Annotated in this window: 17 protein-coding genes and 1 pseudogene; 10 read left to right on the top strand and 8 right to left on the bottom strand. The window is 68.8% G+C overall.

Features of this window, described 5'->3' with window-relative positions:
* Positions 1 to 9: 9 nt before the first annotated feature.
* From Q344_RS0119125 to Q344_RS0119095, 6 genes and pseudogenes are all read right to left on the bottom strand, one after another.
* Positions 10 to 2,190 (bottom strand): 4Fe-4S binding protein, encoded by a 2,181-nt coding sequence (locus Q344_RS0119125; RefSeq protein WP_028288188.1) that lies wholly within the window; start codon positions 2,188 to 2,190, stop codon positions 10 to 12.
* Between the two features lie 168 nt (positions 2,191 to 2,358).
* Positions 2,359 to 2,529 carry a twin-arginine translocase TatA/TatE family subunit gene (locus Q344_RS0119120; RefSeq protein WP_028288187.1) on the bottom strand — a complete coding sequence of 57 codons (171 nt, stop codon included), beginning with the start codon at positions 2,527 to 2,529 and terminating at the stop codon, positions 2,359 to 2,361.
* A 203-nt stretch (positions 2,530 to 2,732) separates the two neighbouring features.
* The gene (locus tag Q344_RS0119110) at positions 2,733 to 3,323 is read right to left on the bottom strand and encodes a hypothetical protein (RefSeq protein WP_028288186.1); all 591 of its coding nucleotides are present in this window, start codon (positions 3,321 to 3,323) and stop codon (positions 2,733 to 2,735) included.
* Positions 3,324 to 3,342: 19 nt separating this feature from the next.
* A pseudogene (locus Q344_RS24485) lies at positions 3,343 to 4,974 on the bottom strand (glycosyltransferase family 2 protein).
* 349 nt (positions 4,975 to 5,323) lie between these two features.
* Positions 5,324 to 6,478, bottom strand: a complete 1,155-nt coding sequence (locus tag Q344_RS0119100; protein WP_028288185.1) for an HlyD family secretion protein — start codon at positions 6,476 to 6,478, stop codon at positions 5,324 to 5,326.
* A gap of 107 nt (positions 6,479 to 6,585) precedes the next feature.
* Entirely contained in the window at positions 6,586 to 7,623 is a 1,038-nt protein-coding gene (locus Q344_RS0119095) for a family 8 glycosyl hydrolase (protein WP_028288184.1), read from the bottom strand.
* Between the two features lie 106 nt (positions 7,624 to 7,729).
* Here Q344_RS0119095 and Q344_RS0119090 point away from each other — a divergent pair, with 106 nt between their 5' ends.
* From Q344_RS0119090 to Q344_RS0119060, 7 genes are all read left to right on the top strand, one after another.
* Positions 7,730 to 8,830: a cache domain-containing protein gene (locus tag Q344_RS0119090; protein ID WP_028288183.1), complete on the top strand. Its 1,101-nt coding sequence runs from the start codon at positions 7,730 to 7,732 to the stop codon at positions 8,828 to 8,830.
* A 284-nt stretch (positions 8,831 to 9,114) separates the two neighbouring features.
* The gene (locus Q344_RS0119085; protein ID WP_051630860.1) at positions 9,115 to 10,620 is read left to right on the top strand and encodes an ABC transporter substrate-binding protein; all 1,506 of its coding nucleotides are present in this window, start codon (positions 9,115 to 9,117) and stop codon (positions 10,618 to 10,620) included.
* A gap of 59 nt (positions 10,621 to 10,679) precedes the next feature.
* Entirely contained in the window at positions 10,680 to 11,633 is a 954-nt protein-coding gene (locus tag Q344_RS0119080; RefSeq protein WP_028288181.1) for an ABC transporter permease, read from the top strand.
* Positions 11,630 to 12,466, top strand: a complete 837-nt coding sequence (locus Q344_RS0119075; RefSeq protein ID WP_028288180.1) for an ABC transporter permease — start codon at positions 11,630 to 11,632, stop codon at positions 12,464 to 12,466. The genes Q344_RS0119080 and Q344_RS0119075 overlap by 4 nt, the downstream gene beginning before the upstream one ends.
* A complete protein-coding gene (locus tag Q344_RS0119070) occupies positions 12,466 to 13,269 on the top strand; it encodes an ATP-binding cassette domain-containing protein (protein ID WP_028288179.1) in 804 nt (267 codons plus the stop codon). Before Q344_RS0119075 ends, Q344_RS0119070 begins: the two co-directional genes overlap by 1 nt.
* Positions 13,266 to 14,033: an ABC transporter ATP-binding protein gene (locus tag Q344_RS0119065; RefSeq protein ID WP_028288178.1), complete on the top strand. Its 768-nt coding sequence runs from the start codon at positions 13,266 to 13,268 to the stop codon at positions 14,031 to 14,033. Before Q344_RS0119070 ends, Q344_RS0119065 begins: the two co-directional genes overlap by 4 nt.
* Positions 14,030 to 14,812 (top strand): DUF1684 domain-containing protein, encoded by a 783-nt coding sequence (locus Q344_RS0119060; RefSeq protein WP_028288177.1) that lies wholly within the window; start codon positions 14,030 to 14,032, stop codon positions 14,810 to 14,812. The genes Q344_RS0119065 and Q344_RS0119060 overlap by 4 nt, the downstream gene beginning before the upstream one ends.
* Before the next feature lie 3 nt (positions 14,813 to 14,815).
* Here Q344_RS0119060 and Q344_RS24480 read toward each other — a convergent pair whose 3' ends face one another.
* Positions 14,816 to 16,729 carry an FAD-binding monooxygenase gene (locus Q344_RS24480; protein WP_036540062.1) on the bottom strand — a complete coding sequence of 638 codons (1,914 nt, stop codon included), beginning with the start codon at positions 16,727 to 16,729 and terminating at the stop codon, positions 14,816 to 14,818.
* 136 nt (positions 16,730 to 16,865) lie between these two features.
* Here Q344_RS24480 and Q344_RS0119050 point away from each other — a divergent pair, with 136 nt between their 5' ends.
* Both Q344_RS0119050 and Q344_RS0119045 read left to right on the top strand, forming a co-directional pair.
* Positions 16,866 to 17,330 carry a MarR family winged helix-turn-helix transcriptional regulator gene (locus tag Q344_RS0119050; RefSeq protein ID WP_308423338.1) on the top strand — a complete coding sequence of 155 codons (465 nt, stop codon included), beginning with the start codon at positions 16,866 to 16,868 and terminating at the stop codon, positions 17,328 to 17,330.
* A gap of 188 nt (positions 17,331 to 17,518) precedes the next feature.
* Positions 17,519 to 17,725 carry a cold-shock protein gene (locus Q344_RS0119045; RefSeq protein WP_028288175.1) on the top strand — a complete coding sequence of 69 codons (207 nt, stop codon included), beginning with the start codon at positions 17,519 to 17,521 and terminating at the stop codon, positions 17,723 to 17,725.
* Positions 17,726 to 17,998: 273 nt separating this feature from the next.
* Here the strand turns inward: Q344_RS0119045 and Q344_RS0119040 are convergent, their stop codons facing one another.
* Positions 17,999 to 21,169, bottom strand: a complete 3,171-nt coding sequence (locus Q344_RS0119040) for a bifunctional cytochrome P450/NADPH--P450 reductase (RefSeq protein WP_028288174.1) — start codon at positions 21,167 to 21,169, stop codon at positions 17,999 to 18,001.
* A gap of 90 nt (positions 21,170 to 21,259) precedes the next feature.
* Here Q344_RS0119040 and Q344_RS0119035 point away from each other — a divergent pair, with 90 nt between their 5' ends.
* Positions 21,260 to 21,850 carry a TetR/AcrR family transcriptional regulator gene (locus Q344_RS0119035; RefSeq protein WP_028288173.1) on the top strand — a complete coding sequence of 197 codons (591 nt, stop codon included), beginning with the start codon at positions 21,260 to 21,262 and terminating at the stop codon, positions 21,848 to 21,850.
* Positions 21,851 to 21,852: the final 2 nt, after the last annotated feature.

Here is a 21,852-nt window from a genome sequence, read left to right as displayed (position 1 = left end):
TTTCCTCCTTCATTTGGCACTGGAAAGTTGGTTGGGATGACCGAGGTTCGGTCGTTCGGCATGGGCGGCGAGCGCAGCCGCCGATGCCGCGTCCTTGGCGCGCCGCTTGTCCGTCTTGATGACGACCGGACAGCGCGCGTGATCCTGGTAGAGCACCTGGCAATTCAGGCAGGAGATGCACTCGTTCGGGTTGATCTCGCCTGTCGGGTGGATCGCATCGACCGGGCAGTCCGTCGCGCAGAGCTGGCACGGGTTGCCGCATTCCTTGTAGCGTTTGAGCCAGCGGAACATGTGCAGCCGCGCGGGGATGGCGAGGCCGCCGCCGAGGGGGCAGACATAGCGGCAATAGAACCGCTCGATGAAAAGCCCCGGCAGCAGGAAGGCCAATGCGATCAGCACGTAGGGCAGAGGCCGCGCGAACTTCAGGATGATCGCGGTCTTGAACGGCTCGACCTCGGCGAAGCGCTCGGCCAGTTCGAGCGAATAGAGAGACAGGCCGAAAAGTCCGAGAAAGATGATGTATTTGACCGCCCAGAGTCGCTCGTGCAGCCCCCAGGGCAGCGTCACCTGCGGCACCCGGAACCGGCGCGCGATCTTGTTCGACAACTCCTGGAGCGCGCCGAACGGGCACAGCCAGCCGCAATAGGCGCCTCTTCCCCAGAACAGCAGGGCTGCGGCCACGGCGAACCAGAGGATGAAGATCAGCGGGTCCATCAGGAAGGTGTTCCACTGGAAGTCGCTGAAGAGCGCGTTGACCACGGCAAGGATGTTCACGACCGACAGCTGCGCATTGGCGATCCAGCCGACGAAGACGAGCGTGAACACGAGGTAGGCGTTGCGCAGGATCGCGAAGGTCCGCGGGTTCCGTGTGGCGAAAGCCTGGAAGAAGAAGATGCCCGACAAAAGCGCCAGCGCGGCGGCAAGAACGATCACCTGGAGCCGCTTGGTGTCCCAGATCCGTTGCCAGAGCGCGTCGCGGGCGTCCGTGTCAGCCGCGGCCGGTTCCGCCTGTGCAACGGGTTCAGAGGGAACCTCGCGCACATAAGGGGCCGGCAACTCGTATCCCAGATCATAGGTCAGGAAGACCTTCTCGATCGGACCGACCGCACGGCTGACGAGGAATTGCAGCCGGAAGGGCTTCGCCGGATCGAAGCCGGCCTGCTCGGGGATGATGAACAGGTCCATTTCTCCGAAATCCGGGGCGCCCTCGGCCGCGATCTGTCCGATGCGCTGATGCCCGCGATCGCGAAACCGATAGGACATCTCGCCCTGGATCAGCTGGAAACGGTCGAAAATGCCGCCGCGCACGTAGCCCGAGCCCTTGAAGGACCATTCCCCCGCGCCGAGGACGGCGATGGCGTGGTCACCCGGCTCCAACCGTGCGGCCAGATTGTCCCAGCCCGCCTCGCCGAGCAGCGACCGCCCGATGGCCGGATGGCTGACGAGCGCCGTCCGGACATCGAGATAGGCCTGGTCGGGTGCTGATGCCTCCGCGTTCTTCTCTGTCCGCGGATCGCCGAGCGCGGCGAAATCCGCATTGATCGTGCCGACGTCCAGCATGAGGCGGCGAATGGCACCATTGCCGGCCAGCGTTTCCCAGTCGGTGACCTGACCGGCATCGGGGGCGATCTCTTTTCCCGGTCCGGATGCGGAAGGGGCAGCGAAACCCTCCAGCCCCAATGCGCGGGCAGCCTTGACCCCGGCCCGCAGGATCGAGTCGTCGATCACCATGATCGTGACCGTGGCCCCCGAGACGATTTCCAGGTCACCGGTATCCCGCGGGCCGGCCACGGAGCGCAGATCGAACCCGGTATAATGGTCGATGACTGCCCGGATCTCGCTTTCGGGAATGCCGACCAGAACGATCGGCTCAGAATGCTTGATCAGCTTCGCGCCGGTCAGATGCGCCTCCGGCGAGAGGCCAACGAGTATGTGGATCGGTTTGCCCGAATACCCGGTCGTGGGCACGAAATCAGAGGTCAGGAAGACCCAGCCGATCCTGTCCCCGCCCTTGATGACCGGCACGAGCCCGTCTTCGCGCGGCGTGCCGAAGGCCTCGGCTCCGGGCACAAGGTCCTGAGGCTCTACAGCCTCGAGGAATTGATCCACCATGGGAGCCGCGCAGGCCTGAGCAGCAAAGCTCAGCAGGACGGACAGCGCCCAAGCAATCCGGCGTATCGCGCTTCGCATCGTTTCTTCGCCCCACATCAGCCCGAACATCTTCGGACCTTGCTTAGAGGCGGGGCCCGATGCGGAGTTTGCGATTGAGCAACGTTCCCGGCGAATTGCAGGCGCGGCGAAACGAAAAGCGGGGCCATGGGCCCCGCGCTCTCTTTCTGTCTTTCTCTCGGCCGCGGATCAGGCGGCGGTGGTCTCGTCCGTCTCCGGATCCTGCTTGAGTCCTCGCCGGAAGGCGGTCAATCCCTGTCCCACCTCGCCCATGATCGAGGAAATCTTGCCGCGCCCGAACAGCACGATCACTACGACGAGGATGATCGCCAGACCCGGCAATCCGATATTGTTCAGCATGACGTCATGTCCTTTTCTGCATTGACACCGGCACGTCGGCCGCGCCCTGCTCCGCACCATGGGCGCGGAACTCCGGTAGTCATGCGCATCCCTGCGGCCGCTGTCTTTGCGCTTCGGCAAACTCGGGCTCGACGATCCGCTCACCATCGCCGAGGTGAGTCAGGCGCGGAACGTCGACGACCGCGCGGCCTGACGGCGCAGGCTCAGAAGGTGTTCCAGGAGACGCCCAGAAAGACCTCTTCCGCGCGGAACTTGTAGCCGGCCCGGACCGAGAAATCCGTGCCCGGAACCGGCTTGGCGACGGCCACGGCGGTTTCGCGGTAATCGTCGTCGTCGCCCTGGTGCGTAAGCTCGATCACCACGTCGGGTCCGCTCAGCCCGAAGGCCACGAGGCCGAAATACGCCTTGTCGATGCTCGAGACCTCGCCCAGCAGGAAGAGGCTCCCGAAATCCGTGGGCCGGTAATGCTCGGCCACCACGCGCAGCCCGACCTTCAGCTCCTCGAGCCCTTCGTATTGCAGCGCGGGCCCGACGCGCAGCGTCACCGGCATCGCCGGATCGCCCAGCGGGAAGGCATAGGCGGCGGTGACGTTCAGATCCTCCCCGCCCTCGTAATCGGAATAGACCGTGCCGAAGGTCAGCGGACCGCGCTGCATGCTGAAGACGCCGGTGAAGGTATCGACCGAGATGTCGGCCTGGGCGAAATACCCGTCTGCCCGCACCACGCTGGCGCCGCAGGCCACGGCCCATGCGGCGACAGAGAGGAAGGACAGGCGGAGAGGGCGGCAGGGCATCGTGGATCCTCGTTCGGGTTCAGGTGCGGCTGTTGAAGGAAAAGCGCCGGGCCACGTCCGAGACCAGCGCCGAGAGGCGCACGTTCACGATGCCGGGCGTGTTGTCGGTGGCATGGAGGCGCAGCATCAGCGCGGTGCGCTGGTCGGGCGTCGGCAGAAGGCGCAGGCGCGCGCCGTCTTCCGTCTCGGCCGTGACGACGGCAAGCACATCGCCCACCTCTTTCAGGCTCACATGCCCTTCCGTCCCGATCGGATAGGTGTGGCCGCGCAGCCGGGCGGTGTCCATCGTCAGGCTGGTCAGCCAGAGCCGGCGGCTGCCCGCCTCGGTCACGAAGGCCAGGCGCTCGGGGCTGTCGGCGACGTGACGCTCGCGGCGCGGCAGCTCCACGCAGGCGATGGCACAGACCGCAAGGACGAAGAGGTTGTAGAACGTCCAGAACAGGATCACCCCCTTGCCCGAGCCCGCGTCGTAGAAGGCGAAGCGGTCCGAGACGATGCCCAGCATCAGCCCTCCGATCGTCAGCGCCAGCAGCGCCAGAAAGAAGCCGAGCATGCGCCATTGCACGATGATCCGGCCCCGGTCGCCGCCCTTGGCGGTCACGCTGAACGGATGGCCGTGCGGCCGGACCAGCCCGACGACCGCGGCGCGGGCGATCGGCCAGGCGCCGATCAGCTGGCTCACGTCGTGCAGGATGGGCACGATGGTGCCGCGGGAGAGCATGTTCTGGACGAGAAGCGTCCAGAGATAGAACACTCCGAAATACGAGATCACGTCGGGCAGACGCGCATCCACCACCGTTATGTTGAAGTACCAGTAAAGCAGCGGAAACACGATCGTGGCCAGCCGGAAGGCGAAGGTCGTCAGCCAGTACATCACCGAATCGATCACGCTCCACCGGTCGCGCAGCCGCAGGTTGTTCAGCTTCAGCGGCCCGAGGCTGCTGCGGGCGATCTGCATCAGCCCGAGGCACCAGCGCGCTCGCTGGGTGATGTATTCCTTCAGCCCTTCGGGGGCCAGGCCCTCGGTCAGCGGCTCGTTCAGGTAGACCGTCTTCCAGCCGCGGTTCTGCAGGGTCAGCGTCAGCATGAAGTCCTCGGTCACGCTTTCCGTCGGAAAGCCTCCGATGGACATCAGGGCCCGGAACCGGATCATCGACGAGGTGCCGCAGCAGAAGGCGATGCCCTAGGCGTCGCGCGAGGGCTGGAGGTGGTCGAAGAAGAAGCGCTGTTCGTCCGGATAGGTCCGGCTGATCCCGAGGTTGTGCTGGATGGGGTCCGCGTTGAAGAAGTGCTGCGGCGTCTGCACGAGTCCGACCTGAGGGTCGTGGAACAGCGCCAGCGTGCGCGAGATGAAGCCGCGGTGCGCCACGAAATCGGCGTCCAGCACGGCGACGAAATCCGGCACCTCGTCCCTTTCCGACAGCACCTTGAGCGCGTTGTTGATGTTGCCGGCCTTGGCGTCGCGGTTGTCGGAGCGGCGCAGGTAGGTGACCTCCTGCTCGGCGCAGAAGTCACGCAGCCAGTCGCGCCGGCCATCGTCGAGGACGATGATCTCCTTGTTGACGTGCCGCAGGGCCTTGGCACCGATGATCGTGCGTTCGAGGACCTCGAGCTCTTCGTTGTAGGTGGCGATCAGCAGCGCGACGCGCATGTCGCGGCCCGGTCCCCACCATCCGTAGTTCAGCGAGGCCTCGTCGGACCGGTCGCGGTAGCGCATCATGATGATGAAGGCGCTGAAGGTGCCCAGCGTCGTGATGAATTCGAGCCCGAAGAGCGCAGAGCTCGCCACGAAGTCGGGCGTCAGGCCGACGGGCGCCAGCGTCTCGGTGCCCCGCCACCAGATGTAGCGCACCGCGAGGACGATCGCGACCGCGAAGAGGCAGATGCGTTCCCAGGTGCTGGTCCGGTCGATTATGCCCGGAAGGATCAGCGCCGCGCCGAGGACCGGCAGCAGGTGCAGCAGGCTCGACCCGGTCTCGCTGAGGTGGAACGGGAGCATCTCAGTCCCAGAGCCCGCGGAGGAAATCGAGCGGGCGGTCGTCGAAGAAGGCCCGGCCGGTCCGTCCGATCTGGCACCCGTGAGCCCCGCCCGAGGCCAGCTCGGGCACGATCAGCGACACGTCGTAGCGTTCGAGATGCCGCTCGCTGGGCGCCACGGCCAGCTCCCGGTAGACCGTCGCGGCGCCGGCCCCGGCGAGGCGGGCGATCTGCGCCCTCATCACCTCGTCCGTCCCCGAGATACGGAAGGTCGCCGGATCGCCGGTTTCCAGCGTGTTGTAGACCTGTTCGGTGACCGAGAGGGTCACGATCACATCGTCGCAATTCGCCAGACGGATCACGGGGTCGCCGCGCTGGACGGTCACGCCGTCCGCCGCCATCCTCTCCCAGACGATGCCGTCGAAGGGCGCGACGAGGCTGGCACCGGAGAGCGCGTTGACCCGCAGGCGCTCGCGCTCCAGCCGGTTCGTATAGGCCGAGAGGCGCGCGCTGGCGGCTTTCAGATCGGCCGACAGTTCCGTCAGCCGGAATTCCGCATCGAAGAGGCGGAGGTCGTGGTTCCAGACCGGGCTGGCCGACCCGTCGAGGAAGACATCCTCGCCCGCCGCCACCTGCCGGATATCGCGCGCCGAGGCGCCTGCCTCCAGCGGCGCGTCCTCCGCCGGGGCCTCCGCCGCCTCGTCCGACACCGTCTCCGCCGCGCTCCCGGCCGTGTCGTCCTCGAGCTTGCGGGGATCGAAGAGTCCGGCCGCCCCCGACCCGGAGGCCGCGGGCGCGACGCCCAGTTCCCGCCGCCGGAAGACGTGGTAGCGCTCGGTCTGCTCGGCCAGGGCCTGCTGCCGGACTTCCATCCCGTCGCGCAGCGCGGTCAGCCGGTTCACCTCGGCCAGCGCCAGATCGCGCTCGAGCAGCAGGTCGTTCATGCGCACCCGGTCGGCCTGCGGATCGTCGACGGTGGCGACGGTCTGTCCCCGCCGCACCACGGCGCCGAGCGCCAGCGGCTCGAGATCGACAGTGCCGGCGACCGGCGATCTGAGCGCGATGACGGGGGCGTTGATCACCGCGTCGCTGCTGGCACCCGCCATCTGCTCGGCCGTGATCAGGTAGAGTGCGCCGACCAGGACGAGCGCGCCGATGACAAGACGGAAGTACCGCAAACTATTCCCCTTTTGCCGAACAGGACCGCGTTATCGTTAACGCCTGCCCCAGATCTTTGACGATCTTGAGGCAGGCAAGACACGAAACGCGCAATGGCGAAGTTTCGCTAACCATGTGGGCAGGAATCACCTTCCCGCGCGGCGATCTCGGCCATCAGCCCCAGCGTCGCGGGATAGTATGGCTCCTCGGACGGGGTCGACGGCTGCGGGCGGCAGGTCACGAGCGCATTCAGGGCGGCATAGCCGGGATACGAGCTGCGGGTGAGAACCGTGCCGTCGCGCTGCACGACGGTCGGCACGCCGCCCTCGGCCGCCGGAAGCTGCGCCCGCGCCGCGACCGCCGGATGGTCCCGCCGCCCGGACCAGACGAGGTAGAGCGCCACCCGCAGGGCGTCGTAGCCGTGGTGCGTCGAATACCCCTCCGCGGCCCGGAAACCCGCCGGCGTCACCAGCGTCCAGTCCGGGACCAGCCCGCCCTCGGTCAGTTCGCGCAGCACGGTCTCGCCGTGGTCGGCCGCCCGGATCAGCGCGGGGCTGTCGAAAGCCGCGCCGAGCTCGCGCAGGGCACGGGACATGACATAGGACGGATTGAACAGGACCCCCTGCGAACCGCGCGGGCTTTCTGCGGCGGGGGCGAGCAGCGGCTCCGCGGGGGCACGCGGGTCCGGGGCGAGGCAACGCGCGGCGAGCGCATCGGCAATCCGGCCCGCCCGGCCCGCGGCTTCCGCCCAGCCCGACTGGCGCTCGGCCCTCAGCAAAGCCCATGCGCGGAAGAGATCGCCGTCCGTCGCGGTCGCCCGGTCCGCGACGGCGGGCGTTGCGCCCGGCTGCCACCGCCAGGCCATCAGCCCGTCGCCCCGGATGTCGAGCACCCGCGCGGCCCAGCCGTCCATCGCCGCAAAGGCCGACCGGTCGCCGAAGGCCTGCGCGAGCAGCATGCCGTAGCCCTGGCCCTCGGAATGGCTGGCGCCGTCCTGAAGCTGGTCGATCACCCGTCCGTCTGGCGCAAGGAACCGGGCCTTCCACGCCTCCCAGGCCCCGGCCTGCTGCGCGCGCGCAGGCCGGCCCGGGACGAAACCCGCCACGCCCGCGGCGGCCATTGTGCCCAGAAGGCCTCGGCGTCCGATCGGCCTGTTACCGCTCATCGCCGGTCCGGTTGCGAAATAGTCTCAACTTTGGCACTCAAACCCGTATGACAGGTGCGGGGCACCAAGGTCACTCAGGCATCGAACAATAACAAGAGCATCCAACGTGTCACCCTCATACGACCAGAACAGACCCGGACAGCGCGTCCGCGCGCCTCATCTGGGCACCGCCTTCATCGCCTCCTCGCTCATCTTCGGACTGATCGCCGCTCTGGTGATCCTCGGACCCATCACGCGCTACGGCCGCGCCTTCCAGAGCGAGGTCCAGACCGACAACGCGATGCGGGGCGCCCGTGCGCTCGAGGTCGCGCTCGGCCGCGCCATCGAACGGGAATGGGACAGTCTGGTTGCCGTGGCAGGCAATGCGGACCCCGGCGACCTCGAATCGATCCGCGGCTATGCCAATGCCGTGCTGCGCGCCGGCGGGCGGATCGCCTGGGCCGGGTTCGCGGACCGCGGCGGCACCATCCGCGCCGGGGCGCAGGGCACCCGCGAAGGCGAGGACGTCGGCACGCGGCGCTGGTTCCGCGAGGGGCTGAACGGCGGTTCGGTCGGCAGCGTCTACCTCTCGCCCGAGAGACGGGCCGGCTCGGACAGCGACGACGAGGCGCTGGTGAACCTCTCCACCCCGGTGACGAATGCGGTCGGCCAGTCGGTCGGCGTCTTCGTCTACAGCCTGCGCATGCCCTGGGTCGACACCTACCTCAAGATGGCGGCCGAGGAGCTGGAGCTCGACGCCTTCATCCTCGACCGCGAAGGCAAGGTGATCGCCGAACGCCGCGCCGAGGGCGCGCCCGAGCTGGCGCCCGAGGCCATCCGGTCGTTCCAGCTGAACCGGCCGCATACCGAGGTGCTGAGCGGCGCGGACGATCGCGACGAGGTCTACGCCATCATTCCGAACATGACCGCGACCCAGATGCCTCCGATGAACTGGTCGGTCGTCGTGCGCCTCCCGGCGCTCGCCCCCGGGTCGGCGGCCCGGTCGCTTTCCATCGCGGTCCTGAGCAGCCTGATCGCGCTCTTCGCCCTGCTGGCGGTCTTCGTGCTGATCTTCAACCGGCACTTCCTGACGCCGATCTCGCGGCTGGCCGACATCTCGGACGACGTGGCCGACGGCCATGAGATCTATCCGGAGGAATTCGGCTCGAGCCATGAGAGCACGCGGCTGTCGCACGCGCTCAGCCGGATCCAGGCAAAGCTCCAGTAGCGCACGGCGGCTCCGCCCGGGGCCTGCCCAAGGCGGCTGCGTGCCCGCCCGGCCCCGTGCTATGCTCGGCCCGGGCGCCCGTGCCGGCGCCCCTGCCCGACCTTGCGGAGGCCGGGCGGACATGACAGTAACCTTGGCCGTAGATGGTTTTTCGAGTTTCCCCGTGCCCGCCGCGATCCCGCGACGCCCGCCGGTCGATGCGGGAAACGCCCAAGTCACCACGGCCCTCTGCCACCGCAGCCATGCGCGGCGCGGCGGACCCAGAAACGAACAGGGATACCCCCATGACCAGATTCCCCATGACCCGGCGCAGCTTCGCCTCCCTCGCCCTTGCCGCCACCTCGGCCCTCGCGCTGAGCGCCGCCGCGCAGGCGCAGGCGTTCGATCCCGAAGCGGTGGTGAACATCGGCTCGCTCTACGAGCCGCAGAACCTCGACAACACCGCCGGAGCGGGCCAGGGCATCAACGAGGCCTTCAACGGCAACGTCTACGAGGGCCTCTTCGTGCTGACCGACGACGGCGACGTGGAGCCGAAACTGGCCGCCGATTACGAGATCAGCGACGACGGCCTCACCTACACCTTCACGCTGCAGGACGGCGTGACCTTCCACTCCGGCGACCCGCTGACCGCGGCCGACGTGAAAAGCTCGATCGAACGGGTCACGGCCGAGAACTCGGCCTCGTCGCGCAAGAGCACCCTTGCGGTGATCGACAGCATCGAGACGCCGGATGACAAGACCGTGGTCGTCACGCTGAAGACCCCGTCGATCTCGCTGCCCTACAACCTCTCCTACGTCTGGATCGTGAACGACGCGGCGACGGACATCTCGTCCTCCGAGGACGGCACCGGCCCCTACACGCTGCAGGAATGGCGCCGCGGCTCCGCGCTCTCGATGGTGCCGTTCGAGGGCTACTGGGGCGAGAAACCGTCGAACGGCGGCGTGATGTTCCAGTACTTCACCGACGCCACCGCGCAGAACAACGCGCTGCTGACCGGCGCCGTGGACATCATCACCTCGGTCCAGAGCCCGGACGCGCTGTCGATGTTCAGCGACAACGACGACTTCACCGTCTCCGAGGGCGCCTCCACCACCAAGGAGCTGATGGCCTACAACGACCGGATCGAACCCTTCGACGATCCCAAGGTGCGCGGCGCGCTCGCCATGGCCGTGGACAACGAGAAGCTCCTGAACGCCATCTGGGGCGATTACGGCACGCTGATCGGCTCCTTCGTGCCGCCGACCGATCCGTGGTACGTGGACCTGACCGACGTGAACGCCTACGACCCCGAAGCCGCCAAGGCCCAGCTCGCCGAAGCGGGCTATCCGGACGGCTTCTCGTTCACGCTCGACACGCCGGATTACGACCCGCATCCCGTGGTGGCGCAATTCGTGCAGAACGAGCTGGCCAAGGTCGGCGTCGAGGTGAAGATCAACATCATCACCGCGAACGAATGGTACACGAAGATCTACAAGGCGCATGATTTCGAGGCCACGCTGCAGGAGCACGTGAACCACCGCGACATCGTCTTCTACGGCAACCCCGACTTCTACTGGGGCTACGACAACCCCGAGGTCGCCCGCCTGATCGCCGAGTCCGAGAACGTCTCGTCGATGGAGGAACAGACCGAGATGCTGGCCGAGGCCAACCGCATCATCGCCGAGGACGCGGCGTCGATGTGGCTCTACCTCTACCCGCAGATCGTGGTCTCGACCGCGAGCGTGACGGGCTACCCGCTGAACGGTCTGAACTCCCAGTTCTTCGTCTCGGACATCAAGAAGGCCGAGTGATCGGCCGACCGGGGCGCGCGTGTCGCCGCACGCCCCGGCCCTTCAGGGAACGGGATACCATGCTGGCATACATCCTGCGGCGGCTCGTGATCCTGCTGCTCTCTCTTGTCGTCGCGGCCATCGTGCTCTTCGTGCTGCTGCGCCTGCTTCCGGGCGACCCGGCCGCCGCGCTCGTCGGCGTCGGCGCCACGCCCGAGCAGATCGCCGCCGCGCAGGCGCAGATCGGATCCGACCAGCCGCTCGGGGTGCAGTTCCTCGCCTATCTCGGCGATCTCGCGCGATTCGACCTCGGCCAGTCCTTCGTGTCCCGCGCCCCGGTGATCGAGGAGATCTCGCGCCGGCTCTCCGTGACCCTGCCGCTGACCTTCGCCGCCTTCACGCTGGCGCTGCTGATCGCGGTGCCGCTCGGCATTCTCGCGGCGATCAGGGCCGACAGCTGGGCGGGGCTGGCGCTCTCGGTCGTCTCGCAGATCGGCATCGCCGTCCCGGTGTTCTGGCTGGGTATCCTGCTGGTCTACGAATTCTCGCTGAACCTGCGCTGGCTGCCCTCGGGCGGCTTCCCCCTCCGCGGCTATGCCGACCCGGGCAAGGCGGTGGAATCGATGATCCTGCCGGTCCTCACCATCGCCATCGTGATGTCCGCCTCGCTGATGCGCTATGTCCGCGCCTCGATGCTCGAGGTGCTGAACAGCGACTTCCTCCGCACCGCCCGGGCGCTTGGCGAAAGCCACAGGGGCGCCCTTGCCCGGCACGGGCTGCGCAACGCCGCGGTGCCCGTCGTCTCGGTGCTGGGGATCGAGCTCTCGACCACGTTCCTCGGCGCGGTGGTCGTCGAACAGGTCTTCTCGCTGCCCGGCATGGGCTCGATGCTGCTTCTGGGCATCCAGCAGCGCGATTATCCGAACATCCAGGGCGTGCTGATCGTCTCGACCCTGCTGGTCCTGCTCACCGGCTTCCTGGCCGACATCCTTCAACGTCTGCTCGACCCGCGCCTCAGGGAGGCCCGGAGATGAGTGCCGTCACGCGGTCCCGCCCCCGGTCGAACCCGGTCCACTGGCTGGGCTACGGGCTGGTCGGCATCGTCGTGCTCTTCGGCGTGGTGTCGTTCTTCTGGACACCCTACGCGCTGTCGGACATGGCCGGCGGACGGCTGGAGCCGCCGAGCGCCGCGCATTGGGCCGGCACCGACCGGCTGGGGCGGGACCTCTTCACCCAGCTGATGATCGGCGCGCGGATCGCGCTGGTGGTGGGCTGCGGCGCGGTGCTGATCGGCGGCGTCATCGGCATCGTCACGGGTGTCCTCGCGGCCTTCGCCACGCGGGTCGCGGACGACGCGCTGGCGGCGGTCTTCGACATCCTGATCGCCTTTCCGACGCTGCTGATCGCCATGCTGGTGGTCGCCGCGCGCGAGGAAGCCTCGCTCGGCACCGCCATCCTCGCGCTCGGGATCGGCCTCTCGCCCATCGTGGGCCGGATCACGCGGATCCTGACGAAGCGCGTGCTCTCGAAGGATTACATCACCGCCGCCCGGGTCTCGGGCACCGGCTGGGGATCCATCGTCTTCTGGCACGTCCTGCCCAACATCGCGCCCTTCCTCGGCGTGAACCTCGCCCTGCAGTTCGGGCTGGCGGTGATGGCCGAGGCGTCGCTCTCCTACCTCGGCCTCGGCGCGCCGCCGCCGAACGCCTCGTGGGGCCGGATGCTGCAGGAGGCGCAGGGCACCGTCTACACCGCGCCCTGGGGCGCGCTGCTGCCGGGGCTCGCGCTCTTCGCGCTGGTGATCGGGATCAACCTGCTCGCCGACGGGCTGCGCGACCGGTTCGACCCGCAGCGGAGGGACGGCTGATGGCGCTTCTCACCGTCGAGACCCTGACGCTCGCCACCGCCGACACGGTGCTGGTCGAGGACCTGTCCTTCACCATCGCCCCCGGTGAGCGCTTCGGCCTGATCGGCGAAAGCGGGTCGGGCAAATCGCTGACCTCGCTCGCCGTGACCGGCCTGCTGCCGCGCGCGATCACGCCCTCGGGGCGGATCGTGCTGGACGGCACCGAGGTGATCGGCGCCTCGGAACGCGCGCTCGGCGCGCTGCGCGGCCGCGCCGTCGCCACCGTCTTCCAGGAGCCGCTGACCGCGCTCGATCCGCTGATGCCGCTCGGCCGCCAGATCGCCGGGCCGGTGCGCCGCCGCCTGAAACGGACCGGCGAGGCGAGCGCCGCCGCCGTCACCGCCGAGGTGCGCAAGCTGACCGACCAGGTCCGTCTGCCCGATCCGGAGCGCCTGCTCGGGGCCTACCCGCACGAGGTCTCGGGCGGGCAGCGCCAGCGTGTCGCCATCGCCATGGCGCTCGCCTGCCGGCCGAAGCTGCTGATCGCGGACGAACCGACCACCGCGCTCGACGTCACCACGCAGGCCGAGATCGTGACCCTGCTGCTCGACCTCGTGCGGGACGAGGGCATCGCGCTGCTCTTCATCTCGCACGATCTCGGCGTCGTCGGGCAGGTCGCGGAACGGGTCATGGTCATGCGCAACGGCCGCGCGGTCGAGAGCGGGCCGGCCGGACAGGTGCTGACGGCGCCCCGCGACGATTACACCCGCTCCCTCGTCGCCGCCGCGCGCCGCTTCGACGACGCGCTGGAGGGCCGGCCATGACGCTTCTCTCGGTGGAAAACCTGGGCTTCGCCTACGGCAGGGACCGCCCGGTCCTGGACGACATCTCCTTCACCGTGCCGCAGGGCGCGAACGTGGGTCTCGTGGGCGAAAGCGGGTCCGGCAAGTCGACGCTGCTGCGGCTCCTGCTCGGGCTCGAAAGCCCGCAGAAGGGGCGCATTCTCTTCGACGGCGCACCGCTGCAGGCGCGCGACCGGCGCTACATGCATGCTTACCGCCGCCGGGTGCAGGCGGTGTTCCAGGATCCCTATTCCTCGCTCAACCCGGCGCACCGGGTGCAGCGGATCGTGACCGAACCGCTGCGCTCGCTGAAAATTCCCGGCGATCACCGGCAAATGGCGGAAGAGGCGATCACGTCCGTGGGGCTCGACCCCGACACGCTGACGCGCTACCCGCACCAGTTCTCGGGCGGGCAACGCCAGCGCATCGCCATCGCGCGGGCCATCGTCGCCCGGCCCGAGCTGCTGCTCGCCGACGAGGCGGTAAGCGCGCTCGACCTCTCGACCCGGGTGCGGATCGTCGATCTGTTCGGCGAGATCGCGCAGAAGATGACCATGGTTTTCGTGTCGCATGACATGGGCGTGGTCGCCGCGCTCTGCGACCGCATCGTGGTGCTCGACCGGGGGCGGATCGTCGAGGCGGGCGAGACCGCCGCGATCCTGCGTGCGCCGCAGCACGCCTACACCCGGAGCCTTCTTTCCAGCATTCCCCGCATGCCCGCGGGACAACCACAGGACCCTTCATGACCGTTTCCCCCGATTTCCAGGCCGCCCAGGACGCATGGCGCGCCGCCCGCATGGCCAAGCTCTCCGCCGAGGACGGCTGGCTGAACCTGCTCGGCCGCTGGGTTCTGACGCCCGGCAAGACCGTCACCATCGGATCCGCCGCCGGCAGCGACATCAAGCTCGAGGTCGGCCCCGACACGCTCGGAGAGCTGACGCTGAAGGACGGCGACACGGCGACCTTCGAACGCGACGGCGAGGTGCGGACGCTCGACCGCAAGGCCGGCGGCTTCGCGTGGCGCGAGGGGCGGTTCCTGCTCGAGATCACCGCGCTGAACGATATCCGCGCCCTCCGCATCCGCGACGCGGAGTCCGCGGCCCGCGAGACGCCCCCGGAGATCGACAGCTTCCCGCTCGACCCCGCGCTGCGGATCACCGCCCGGTGGGAAAGACTGCCCGAGCCGATCACCATAACCATGGACAACATGAGCGCCATTCCGACGCAGGTGCCGGTGACCCATGTCGCGCGGCTGACATTCGCCGGACACGAGATGGCGCTGCTGCCGACCTACGGCTCCGCCGACCGGCCGCAATTCGTGATCCGCGATCTGACCTCGCTCGACGACACCTATCCGCACATGCGCTTCATCTTCGGCGAGGATGTGACGGAGGACAGCGTGGTCATCGACTTCAACCGCGCCGTGAACCCGCCCTGCGCCTTCACCAGGCACGCGGTCTGCCCGCTGCCCCCGCGCGAGAACCTCTTCCCGGTCCGCATCGAGGCAGGCGAGCGCCGGCTCTGAGCCCTAGCGGGCGGTGACGGGCCCCGTCGCCGCCCCCTGCGGAAGGAACACGGCGTCGAGGGCCGCGGCGAGGGCCGCGTGCGCGTCGACGGGCAGAACCTGCGCGACGTACTGGTCCGGACGGACCAGCACCAGCGCGCCCTGCGCCCGGTCGATCCCGCGCAGGGCGAAGATGTCGCGGGCCGGGTCGGCGCAGAACATCTTCTCGTAATCGACGAGCCCGAGGCGGCCCTTCCGCGGCTTCAGCAGATCCGGCAAGCTCTCGAGCGGCAGATCGCGATGTCCCTGCTGGAAGATCGCGCGCAGGTCGAGAACCGCGTCGATATCCGCGCCCTCGGGCGTGATCCGGCGCAGGGGCGAGCTGTCGCTTTCGAGGAAATCGCAGAGGCGGCGGATCTCCGAGCCCTCCGCCGCCGGATCTCCGGCCGGGGAGAAGGCGAAGAGGCGCCAGCGGGCATCGGCCTCGATCACGTGGCCCAGCTCCATCGGCCTGGCATCCGCAAGGCGGATCACGGGGGCGGAGTGGAAGCGGGTGCCGATCCCGAAGCCCTCCGCCAGCCCTTGCCAGCGCGTGTCCCCGGTCAGAACGGAGGGCGCATAGGTCACCGACATCCCCGCCGTGTAGCGGCCGTGTTCGATGAAGTAGCTCTGGAACTTCGGCGCCTCCGCCGCATCCGGGTCCGCATCGGCGGGGCGTTCGCTCATGATCCGCGACCATTCCCGGTCGAAGTCGATCAGGTCCTGCGCCACGGCCCGGCGCTCCTCGGAATAGGAGCGCAGGATCTCTGGCGGACAGAGGCCGCGCAGCACCGAGGCCAGCTTCCAGCCCAGGTTGAACGCGTCGCCCATCGAGACGTTCATCCCCTGCCCCGCCTTTGGCGAATGGGTGTGGCAGGCGTCGCCCGCGATGAAGACATGCGGCAGGCGGGCGTCGCCCCCGGGCACGTCGTCGAAGCGGTCGGCCAGGCGCTGGCCGATCTCGTAGACCGACCACCAGGCGACCTCCTTCACCGCGAAGCGGTAGGGGCGGAAGATCCGCTCCGCCGCGCCGATCAGGTGATCGACGGTCAGGTTCCGGCTCGCCACCCGCTCGCCCTCGGAGAGCTTGTCGAGTTCGATGTAGAGCCGGACGAGGTAGCCGCCCTCGCGCGGGATGACGAGGATGTTGCCCTCGTCCGCCGACTGGATCAGCGCCTTGAACCGGATGTCCGGGAAATCGGTGACGGCGAGCACGTCCATCACGCCCCACGCATGGTTCGCGGATTCGCCCGTCAGCTCGGCCCCGATGGCGCGGCGCACCCCGCTCCGGGCGCCGTCGCAGCCGACCACGTAGCGCGCGCGCAGGCTGAGCTGCCTGCCGGTCGCGACCTCGGCGAGCGTCACCCGCACCGGGTGGGAGCCCCCCGCGGGATCGAGCTCGAGCGTGACGAACTCGCACCCGTAATCGGGCGCGAGCCGCGCGGGCGCCTTGCGCATCGTGTCGAGGTAGAGGTCGTGCACACGGGCCTGGTTCAGGATGATGTGGGGCATCTCGGACAGCCCGTCCTCCACGTCCTGCACCCGTCCGGTGCGGGTGATGTGACCCGGCGTGTCGGGGTCGGGCTTCCAGAACGTCGTCTCGTTGACCCAGTAGCCCTGTTTCAGGATCGTCGCGGCGAAGCCGAAGGCGTTGAACATCTCCATCGACCGGCAGGAGATGCCGTCCGCCTGTCCCTTCTCCATCGGCCCGGGCTTGCGCTCCACAATCCGGGTCACGATCCCCGGGAAACGGGCAAGCTGGGCCGCGAGTGTCAGCCCGGCGGGCCCGCAGCCGACGATCAGCACGTCGATCTCCCCGGGCAGAGGCCCCTGGGCGGGGCGGTCGGAGGGGAGGACCTCGGGATCGCCCGGCCGGAACCCGTTGAGGTGATATTGCATCGCGTCGCCCCGCTGGCCGATATGATATGTATACATACCATACTGCCGGGCGGTCCCGTCCCGGTCAAGAAAGCAAGTGCAGATATCATTCCGCGCCGCTAGGCTCGGGGCGCGGCGGAACGGCGGAGCGAGGCGCGTGGCGAAGGACGACAGACCGGCGGTTGCGCCGCGGATGCCGGGGCACCTGATACGACGGTTGCACCAGGTCTCGACCCGCGTGTTCGGCCAGCGCCTGAAGGCGGCGGGGATAGACCTGACCCCGATCCAGTTCGCCGCGCTCGACGCCCTCCGCGCGCATCCCGGCATCGACCAGGCGGGGCTGGCAGAGGCGGTCGCCAAGGACCGCGCCACCATCGGCGGGGTTGCCGACCGGCTGGAGCAGAAGGGCCTTGTCACCCGCATCGTCAGCGAACGCGACCGGCGCGCGCGGGAACTGACGCTGAGCGAGGCGGGGCGCCGGATACTGGCCGCGGCCGAACCGGTGGTCACGGCGCTTCAGCACGAGATCCTGCCGGGCCTGAACGAGGCGGAATACGCGCAGTTCGTCGCGCTGGCGGCCAAGGCGGCGGCCGCGGCCGAAGAGGGAGATACGACCGCCTGATCCGACCGGGCGCAGGAGACAGGCCTGGGCTTGGGACTTGCAATTTTCCGGAAAATGCGTACATGGGAAGCGCGCACGATTTGCTTCGCTACCTCTGTCTCCATGAATACTGGCGTTCAGACTAAGTGTCCGGATTATCGCCAGTCTGCCGCATCCTGCGGGCAGTGTCATCATAGGAGTCCACGGATATGGCCAATGGCACCGTGAAATGGTTCAACGCAACTAAAGGTTTCGGCTTCATCGAGCCCGAGAGCGGCGGACGCGACGTCTTCGTCCACATCTCTGCCGTCGAGCGTGCCGGGCTGACCGGCCTCGCCGACAACCAGAAAGTGACCTACGACGTCGAAGCCGGCCGTGACGGCCGCGAATCGGCGACCAACCTCGCTCTCGCCTGACGCGTTTCGTGCGTGCGGCCCCGGGGCCGCGCGCACCCTTCCGGGACGCTGGCGCTGCAGCCGCGTCCTCCCGGCGCCACCCGACGACCACGACGTGTCGCTCGGCCGCGCCCGCCCCCCCTTTCCCGATCCAACCGAGCCGCGAAACCGCGCGGCAGAGCCGTCACCGAGCAGTCCGGTCCGACATGACGCCCGCCCCTGTCCCTCTGGGCAGTGGAGGCCCGGCGCGGGCCGCCTGTCCGGCGCAGGCGGCCCCATGCCATGGCGGTGGCCTCAGGCGAAGACGTCGGCCACGTAGCGGCCCTGTTCGCGCTCGACACGGTCGGCCCAGGCCTGCGCCTCTTCCTCCGGGGCGCCGGTCTCGTCGCGGTAGATCTCCATGAGCGTCTCGCGCACCGCGGGCGCCATGTGACGCCCGTCGCCGCAGGTGAAGACCGTGCCGCCCTGCCGGAAGACCTCCGACACCAGCGCCCGGTCCTGCCAGACCCGGTGCTGGACGAAGACCGCCTCGCCCTCGGGCTGCTCCGAGAAGACCGGCAGGACGCGCACGATGCCCGCCGCCTCCCAGGCCGCCAGCTCGTCGCGGTAGAGGTAATCGACCTCCGGGTGGTTGGTCCCGAAGAACAGCAGCGACGTCGCCACATCGCGCCCGGCGGCCTTCTGGGCCGCGCGTTCCTGCAGGAATCCGCGGAACGGGGCGAGGCCCGAGCCCGCGCAGATCATCACCATCGGGACCGAGGGGTCGGCGGGCGGATGGAAGCGCTGCTGGCTGGGCCGGACGGCGATCGCCACCCGGTCGCCCGGTGCGAGCCGGGCGAGGTAGCTCGAGGCGACGCCGCGGAACTGCCCCACGCCCGAAGCGGCGGGCGCATCCACCACGGCCACGGTCAGGGTCACGTGGTCGGGGTTCCAGAGCGGCGAGGACGAGATCGAATACTGCCGCGCCCGCATCGGCGGCAGCATCCCGAGGAATTCCGCGAAGGGGAGCGTGCAGCTCTCGTGACGGCTCAGCAGATCGAGGACGGAGGCCCGTTTCTCCAGCACCTGCGTTTCGTAATCCTCACCCGCCAGCCGGTCCAGGGCGGCCTTTTCCGGCGGGCATTGCGTCGCCGCGGCCAGCTGCGCGACCTGGCCGCGGGTCGCGGGCTGCGCAAGCTCGACGTAGTGGGACAGCAGCTCTCCGCAGGCGATCGGATGGCCGGTCGGCAGGCTCGCGCCGCCGCCGTCGCGCGAGACCACGATCAGCCGGTCGGCGGAGAGGCCGAAACGGCGCAGCGCCCGGTCGACCAGGTCCTCGGGGTTGCGCGCCAGCACGGCGAGGTAATCGCCCGCCTGGTAGGTCATCCCCTCGGGCAGCGCGAATTCGAGATGCCGCTTCGACCGGGCCGAGGGGGCGGACATCTCCACGAGCTCGCGGTTCTCGATGACCGTTCCGGGCTGGAGGTCGCCGAGGCGGAGCATGGTCTCGCGCCCGCCCTCGACGAAGTCGACCTGCACGCCCGCGCCCTGTGCGGGTTCGGCGGCCGCCTTGCCGAAGGCCAGGGCCAGGGCGGGCCAGAGCGCGGCGATCCACTCGTCGAAGGCGCCGAAGAAGTCGCCGCCGCTGTCGGCCTCGCCCCGGTCGGCCACGCGGGCCGCCCCGGCGGCGGCAAGGGCGGCGTCCATCCGTTTCGGGATCGCCTGGTAAGTGCGCGCCCATTGCCGGTTGCCGCAACCGAAGACGGCATAGCTCAGACCCTCGAGCGCGCCCGGATCGAGCGCCTCGGCATAGGGCACGAACTGACCGGCATTGTCCGGCGGCTGGCCCTCGTAGGAGGCGGTCACGATCACCACCGCACCCGTCGCGGGCAGGTCGCCCGCGGCCTCGTCCATCCGCGCGACACGGGGCGCGAAGCCATGCGCCGGGGCCTCGTCGGCGATCCGCCCGGCAAAGGCCTCGGCCGAGCCGGTGTTCGAGCCGTAGAGCACCAGCAGCGGCGTGGCATCGGCCGCGGGCTGCGCTTTCGGAGCGCTCAGCGGCTTCTGACGCCGGACCTTGGCGCCCTGCCCCCGCCGCAGCGTGTCCGACGAGCGGCGGGCGCGGGCGCGGATCTTCAGGTTCTCGGGCTTCAGCGTCAGCGTCTCGTGGATCTTCAGCTGGTAGGACGGATCGTCGAGCACGATGTCGAAACGCTGCAGCATCATCGCCAGAACCAGCTGCGCCTCCTGCATCGCGAAGGGCCGGCCGATGCAGGCCCGCGCGCCGGTGCCGAAGGGTTTCCACGCATTGGCGGGCAGCGCGGCGGCGGCCTCGGGCGCAAAGCGCTCGGGCCGGAAGGCCTCGGGCTCCTCCCAGACCTTGGGATCGCGGTGCAGTTCGGGCACCAGCACCATCAGCGTGTCCCTGGGGCCCACCGGGTACTTGCCGCCGATCGTGGTCTCTTCCAGCGGCTTCAGCGCGAAGGCGGGCGCGGTCGGCCAGAGGCGCAGCGTCTCCATCAGCACCTGCTCGACATAGCGCAGCTCGCCCAGGTGCTCGACCCGCGGCATCTCGTCCCCCAGCACCGCGTCGACCTGCGCGCGGGCCGCCTGCATCGCCTCGGGGTTCTTCAGCAGCAGGTAGGTCGCGAAGGACAGGAGGCCGCTGGTCGTCTCGTGCCCGGCGATCAGGAAGGTGATCATCTGGTTGACGATATTGGCATCGTCCAGCCCCTCGCCGGTTTCCGGATCCCTGCCCGAGATCATCCGCGTCAGCAGGTCCGCCTTGTCGGCCGCCTTGGGATCGGCGCGGCGCTCGGCGATCAGGTCCGAGGCGATCGTGGTCATCAGGTCGATGTCCGCCTGGTAGCGCCGCGCGGTCGAGAGCATGAGGTTCGACATCACCCGGGGCCGCCGCGACCGGGCACCGGATTCCGCCAGCGCCCCGACCATGGCGCCGACGAAGGGATGCATCTCGTCGGAATAGAAGCTGTTGAAGCGGTAGTCGAAGGCGCAGAGCGCGATCGTGTCCAGCGTCAGCCGCGTCATGCTGTCGGGCACGTCGATCACGCTGTCCGCGCCGAAGCGTTCCCAGCGGAGGAACATCTGCTCGGCGATGTCGAGCATCTTCGGGAACATGTCGCGCACGCCGATCGGCCCGAAGGCGGGCATCAGGATGCGGTGCGCGCGGGCCCAGTTGGGTTCGGAGTTGAAGGCGGTGAACAGCCCGTCGCCCCCGGCGGCCCGAAGCTCCTGCAGCGTCTGGTGCACGCGCTTGTTGAAGCGGGTCTCGTCGGAAAGCTCGTCGACCAGTTCCTGCGACGAAACCAGGTACATCTCGCGGTCGAAGATCCGCATCTTGAAGATCGGCCCGTATTCGCGGGCCAGCCGCATCATGCTCTGGACCGGGATCTCCTTGTCGATCTCCTGGAGATTGCCGATCACGGGTTTGAGCGGGGGCTGGGGGACCTTAAGGTCTTGTGCCATGTGACGTGTCCGTCCTGCTGGGATATGAGAGAGTCGTCGACTTGTTTATTTTACATGTGTAAAATAGTAATGACGGTGGAGAGAAATCAAGTGGCCAGTTCCGAAAAACCCCTGCGGGAGGCGGATCCCCGCTCCGAGCGCAGCTACGCGGCGCTCATCGGGGCGATGGAACGGCTCGGACGCGAGGTGCCGCTGCACGAGCTGACGATCACGCGGGTGGTGAAGGAGGCGGCGGTGACGCGCCCCACGTTCTACCAGCATTTCACCGGCATCCATCATCTGGCGCAGGTCGCCGCGCTGGGCGATCTCGACCGGGCGATCCCGCCGGCGCCGAGCGGCGCCGGAACCTCGGGCCGCGCGATCCAGGAGGATGTCGCGGCGCGCGTCCTGCCGGCGCTGCGGCATCTGCAGGCGCACAGCGACTTCTACCTCAACGTGCTGGAGAACGGCGCGAACGTCGCGCTCTTCTCGGGCATCGTCCGGCTGGTGACCGAGAAGATGCTGCCCGACGCCTTCCGGGCCGCAGGCGGCAGCGACGAGGCGACCGGCGACCTGATGCGGCTGGTCGCGGCCGGGGTCATGTGGCTGGTGGTCGAATGGATGCGCGAAGGCGAGACCGGGACGGACGCCGAGGAGATGGCCGGGCGCGTCTCGCGGGCCATCGGCCTGCTGGTGGCGTGACG

This window comes from Pseudooceanicola nanhaiensis DSM 18065 (genome assembly GCF_000688295.1).
GTDB lineage: Bacteria > Pseudomonadota > Alphaproteobacteria > Rhodobacterales > Rhodobacteraceae > Pseudooceanicola > Pseudooceanicola nanhaiensis.
Note: the sequence above shows the minus strand (reverse complement) of the source record. Positions and strands in the feature narration are given on the sequence as shown.

Bases quoted from the DNA above. Each gene is read 5' to 3' on its own strand.
- Q344_RS0119075 (WP_028288180.1), top strand. From the start codon at position 11,630: ATGAGTGCCGTCACGCGGTCCCGCCCCCGGTCGAACCCGGTCCACTGG.
- Q344_RS0119110 (WP_028288186.1), bottom strand. From the start codon at position 3,323: ATGCCCTGCCGCCCTCTCCGCCTGTCCTTCCTCTCTGTCGCCGCATGG.
- Q344_RS0119070 (WP_028288179.1), top strand. From the start codon at position 12,466: ATGGCGCTTCTCACCGTCGAGACCCTGACGCTCGCCACCGCCGACACG.
- Q344_RS0119120 (WP_028288187.1), bottom strand. From the start codon at position 2,529: ATGCTGAACAATATCGGATTGCCGGGTCTGGCGATCATCCTCGTCGTA.
- Q344_RS0119125 (WP_028288188.1), bottom strand. From the start codon at position 2,190: ATGCGAAGCGCGATACGCCGGATTGCTTGGGCGCTGTCCGTCCTGCTG.
- Q344_RS0119065 (WP_028288178.1), top strand. From the start codon at position 13,266: ATGACGCTTCTCTCGGTGGAAAACCTGGGCTTCGCCTACGGCAGGGAC.
- Q344_RS0119080 (WP_028288181.1), top strand. From the start codon at position 10,680: ATGCTGGCATACATCCTGCGGCGGCTCGTGATCCTGCTGCTCTCTCTT.
- Q344_RS0119060 (WP_028288177.1), top strand. From the start codon at position 14,030: ATGACCGTTTCCCCCGATTTCCAGGCCGCCCAGGACGCATGGCGCGCC.
- Q344_RS0119045 (WP_028288175.1), top strand. From the start codon at position 17,519: ATGGCCAATGGCACCGTGAAATGGTTCAACGCAACTAAAGGTTTCGGC.
- Q344_RS0119085 (WP_051630860.1), top strand. From the start codon at position 9,115: ATGACCAGATTCCCCATGACCCGGCGCAGCTTCGCCTCCCTCGCCCTT.
- Q344_RS24480 (WP_036540062.1), bottom strand. From the start codon at position 16,729: ATGCAATATCACCTCAACGGGTTCCGGCCGGGCGATCCCGAGGTCCTC.
- Q344_RS0119040 (WP_028288174.1), bottom strand. From the start codon at position 21,169: ATGGCACAAGACCTTAAGGTCCCCCAGCCCCCGCTCAAACCCGTGATC.
- Q344_RS0119095 (WP_028288184.1), bottom strand. From the start codon at position 7,623: ATGAGCGGTAACAGGCCGATCGGACGCCGAGGCCTTCTGGGCACAATG.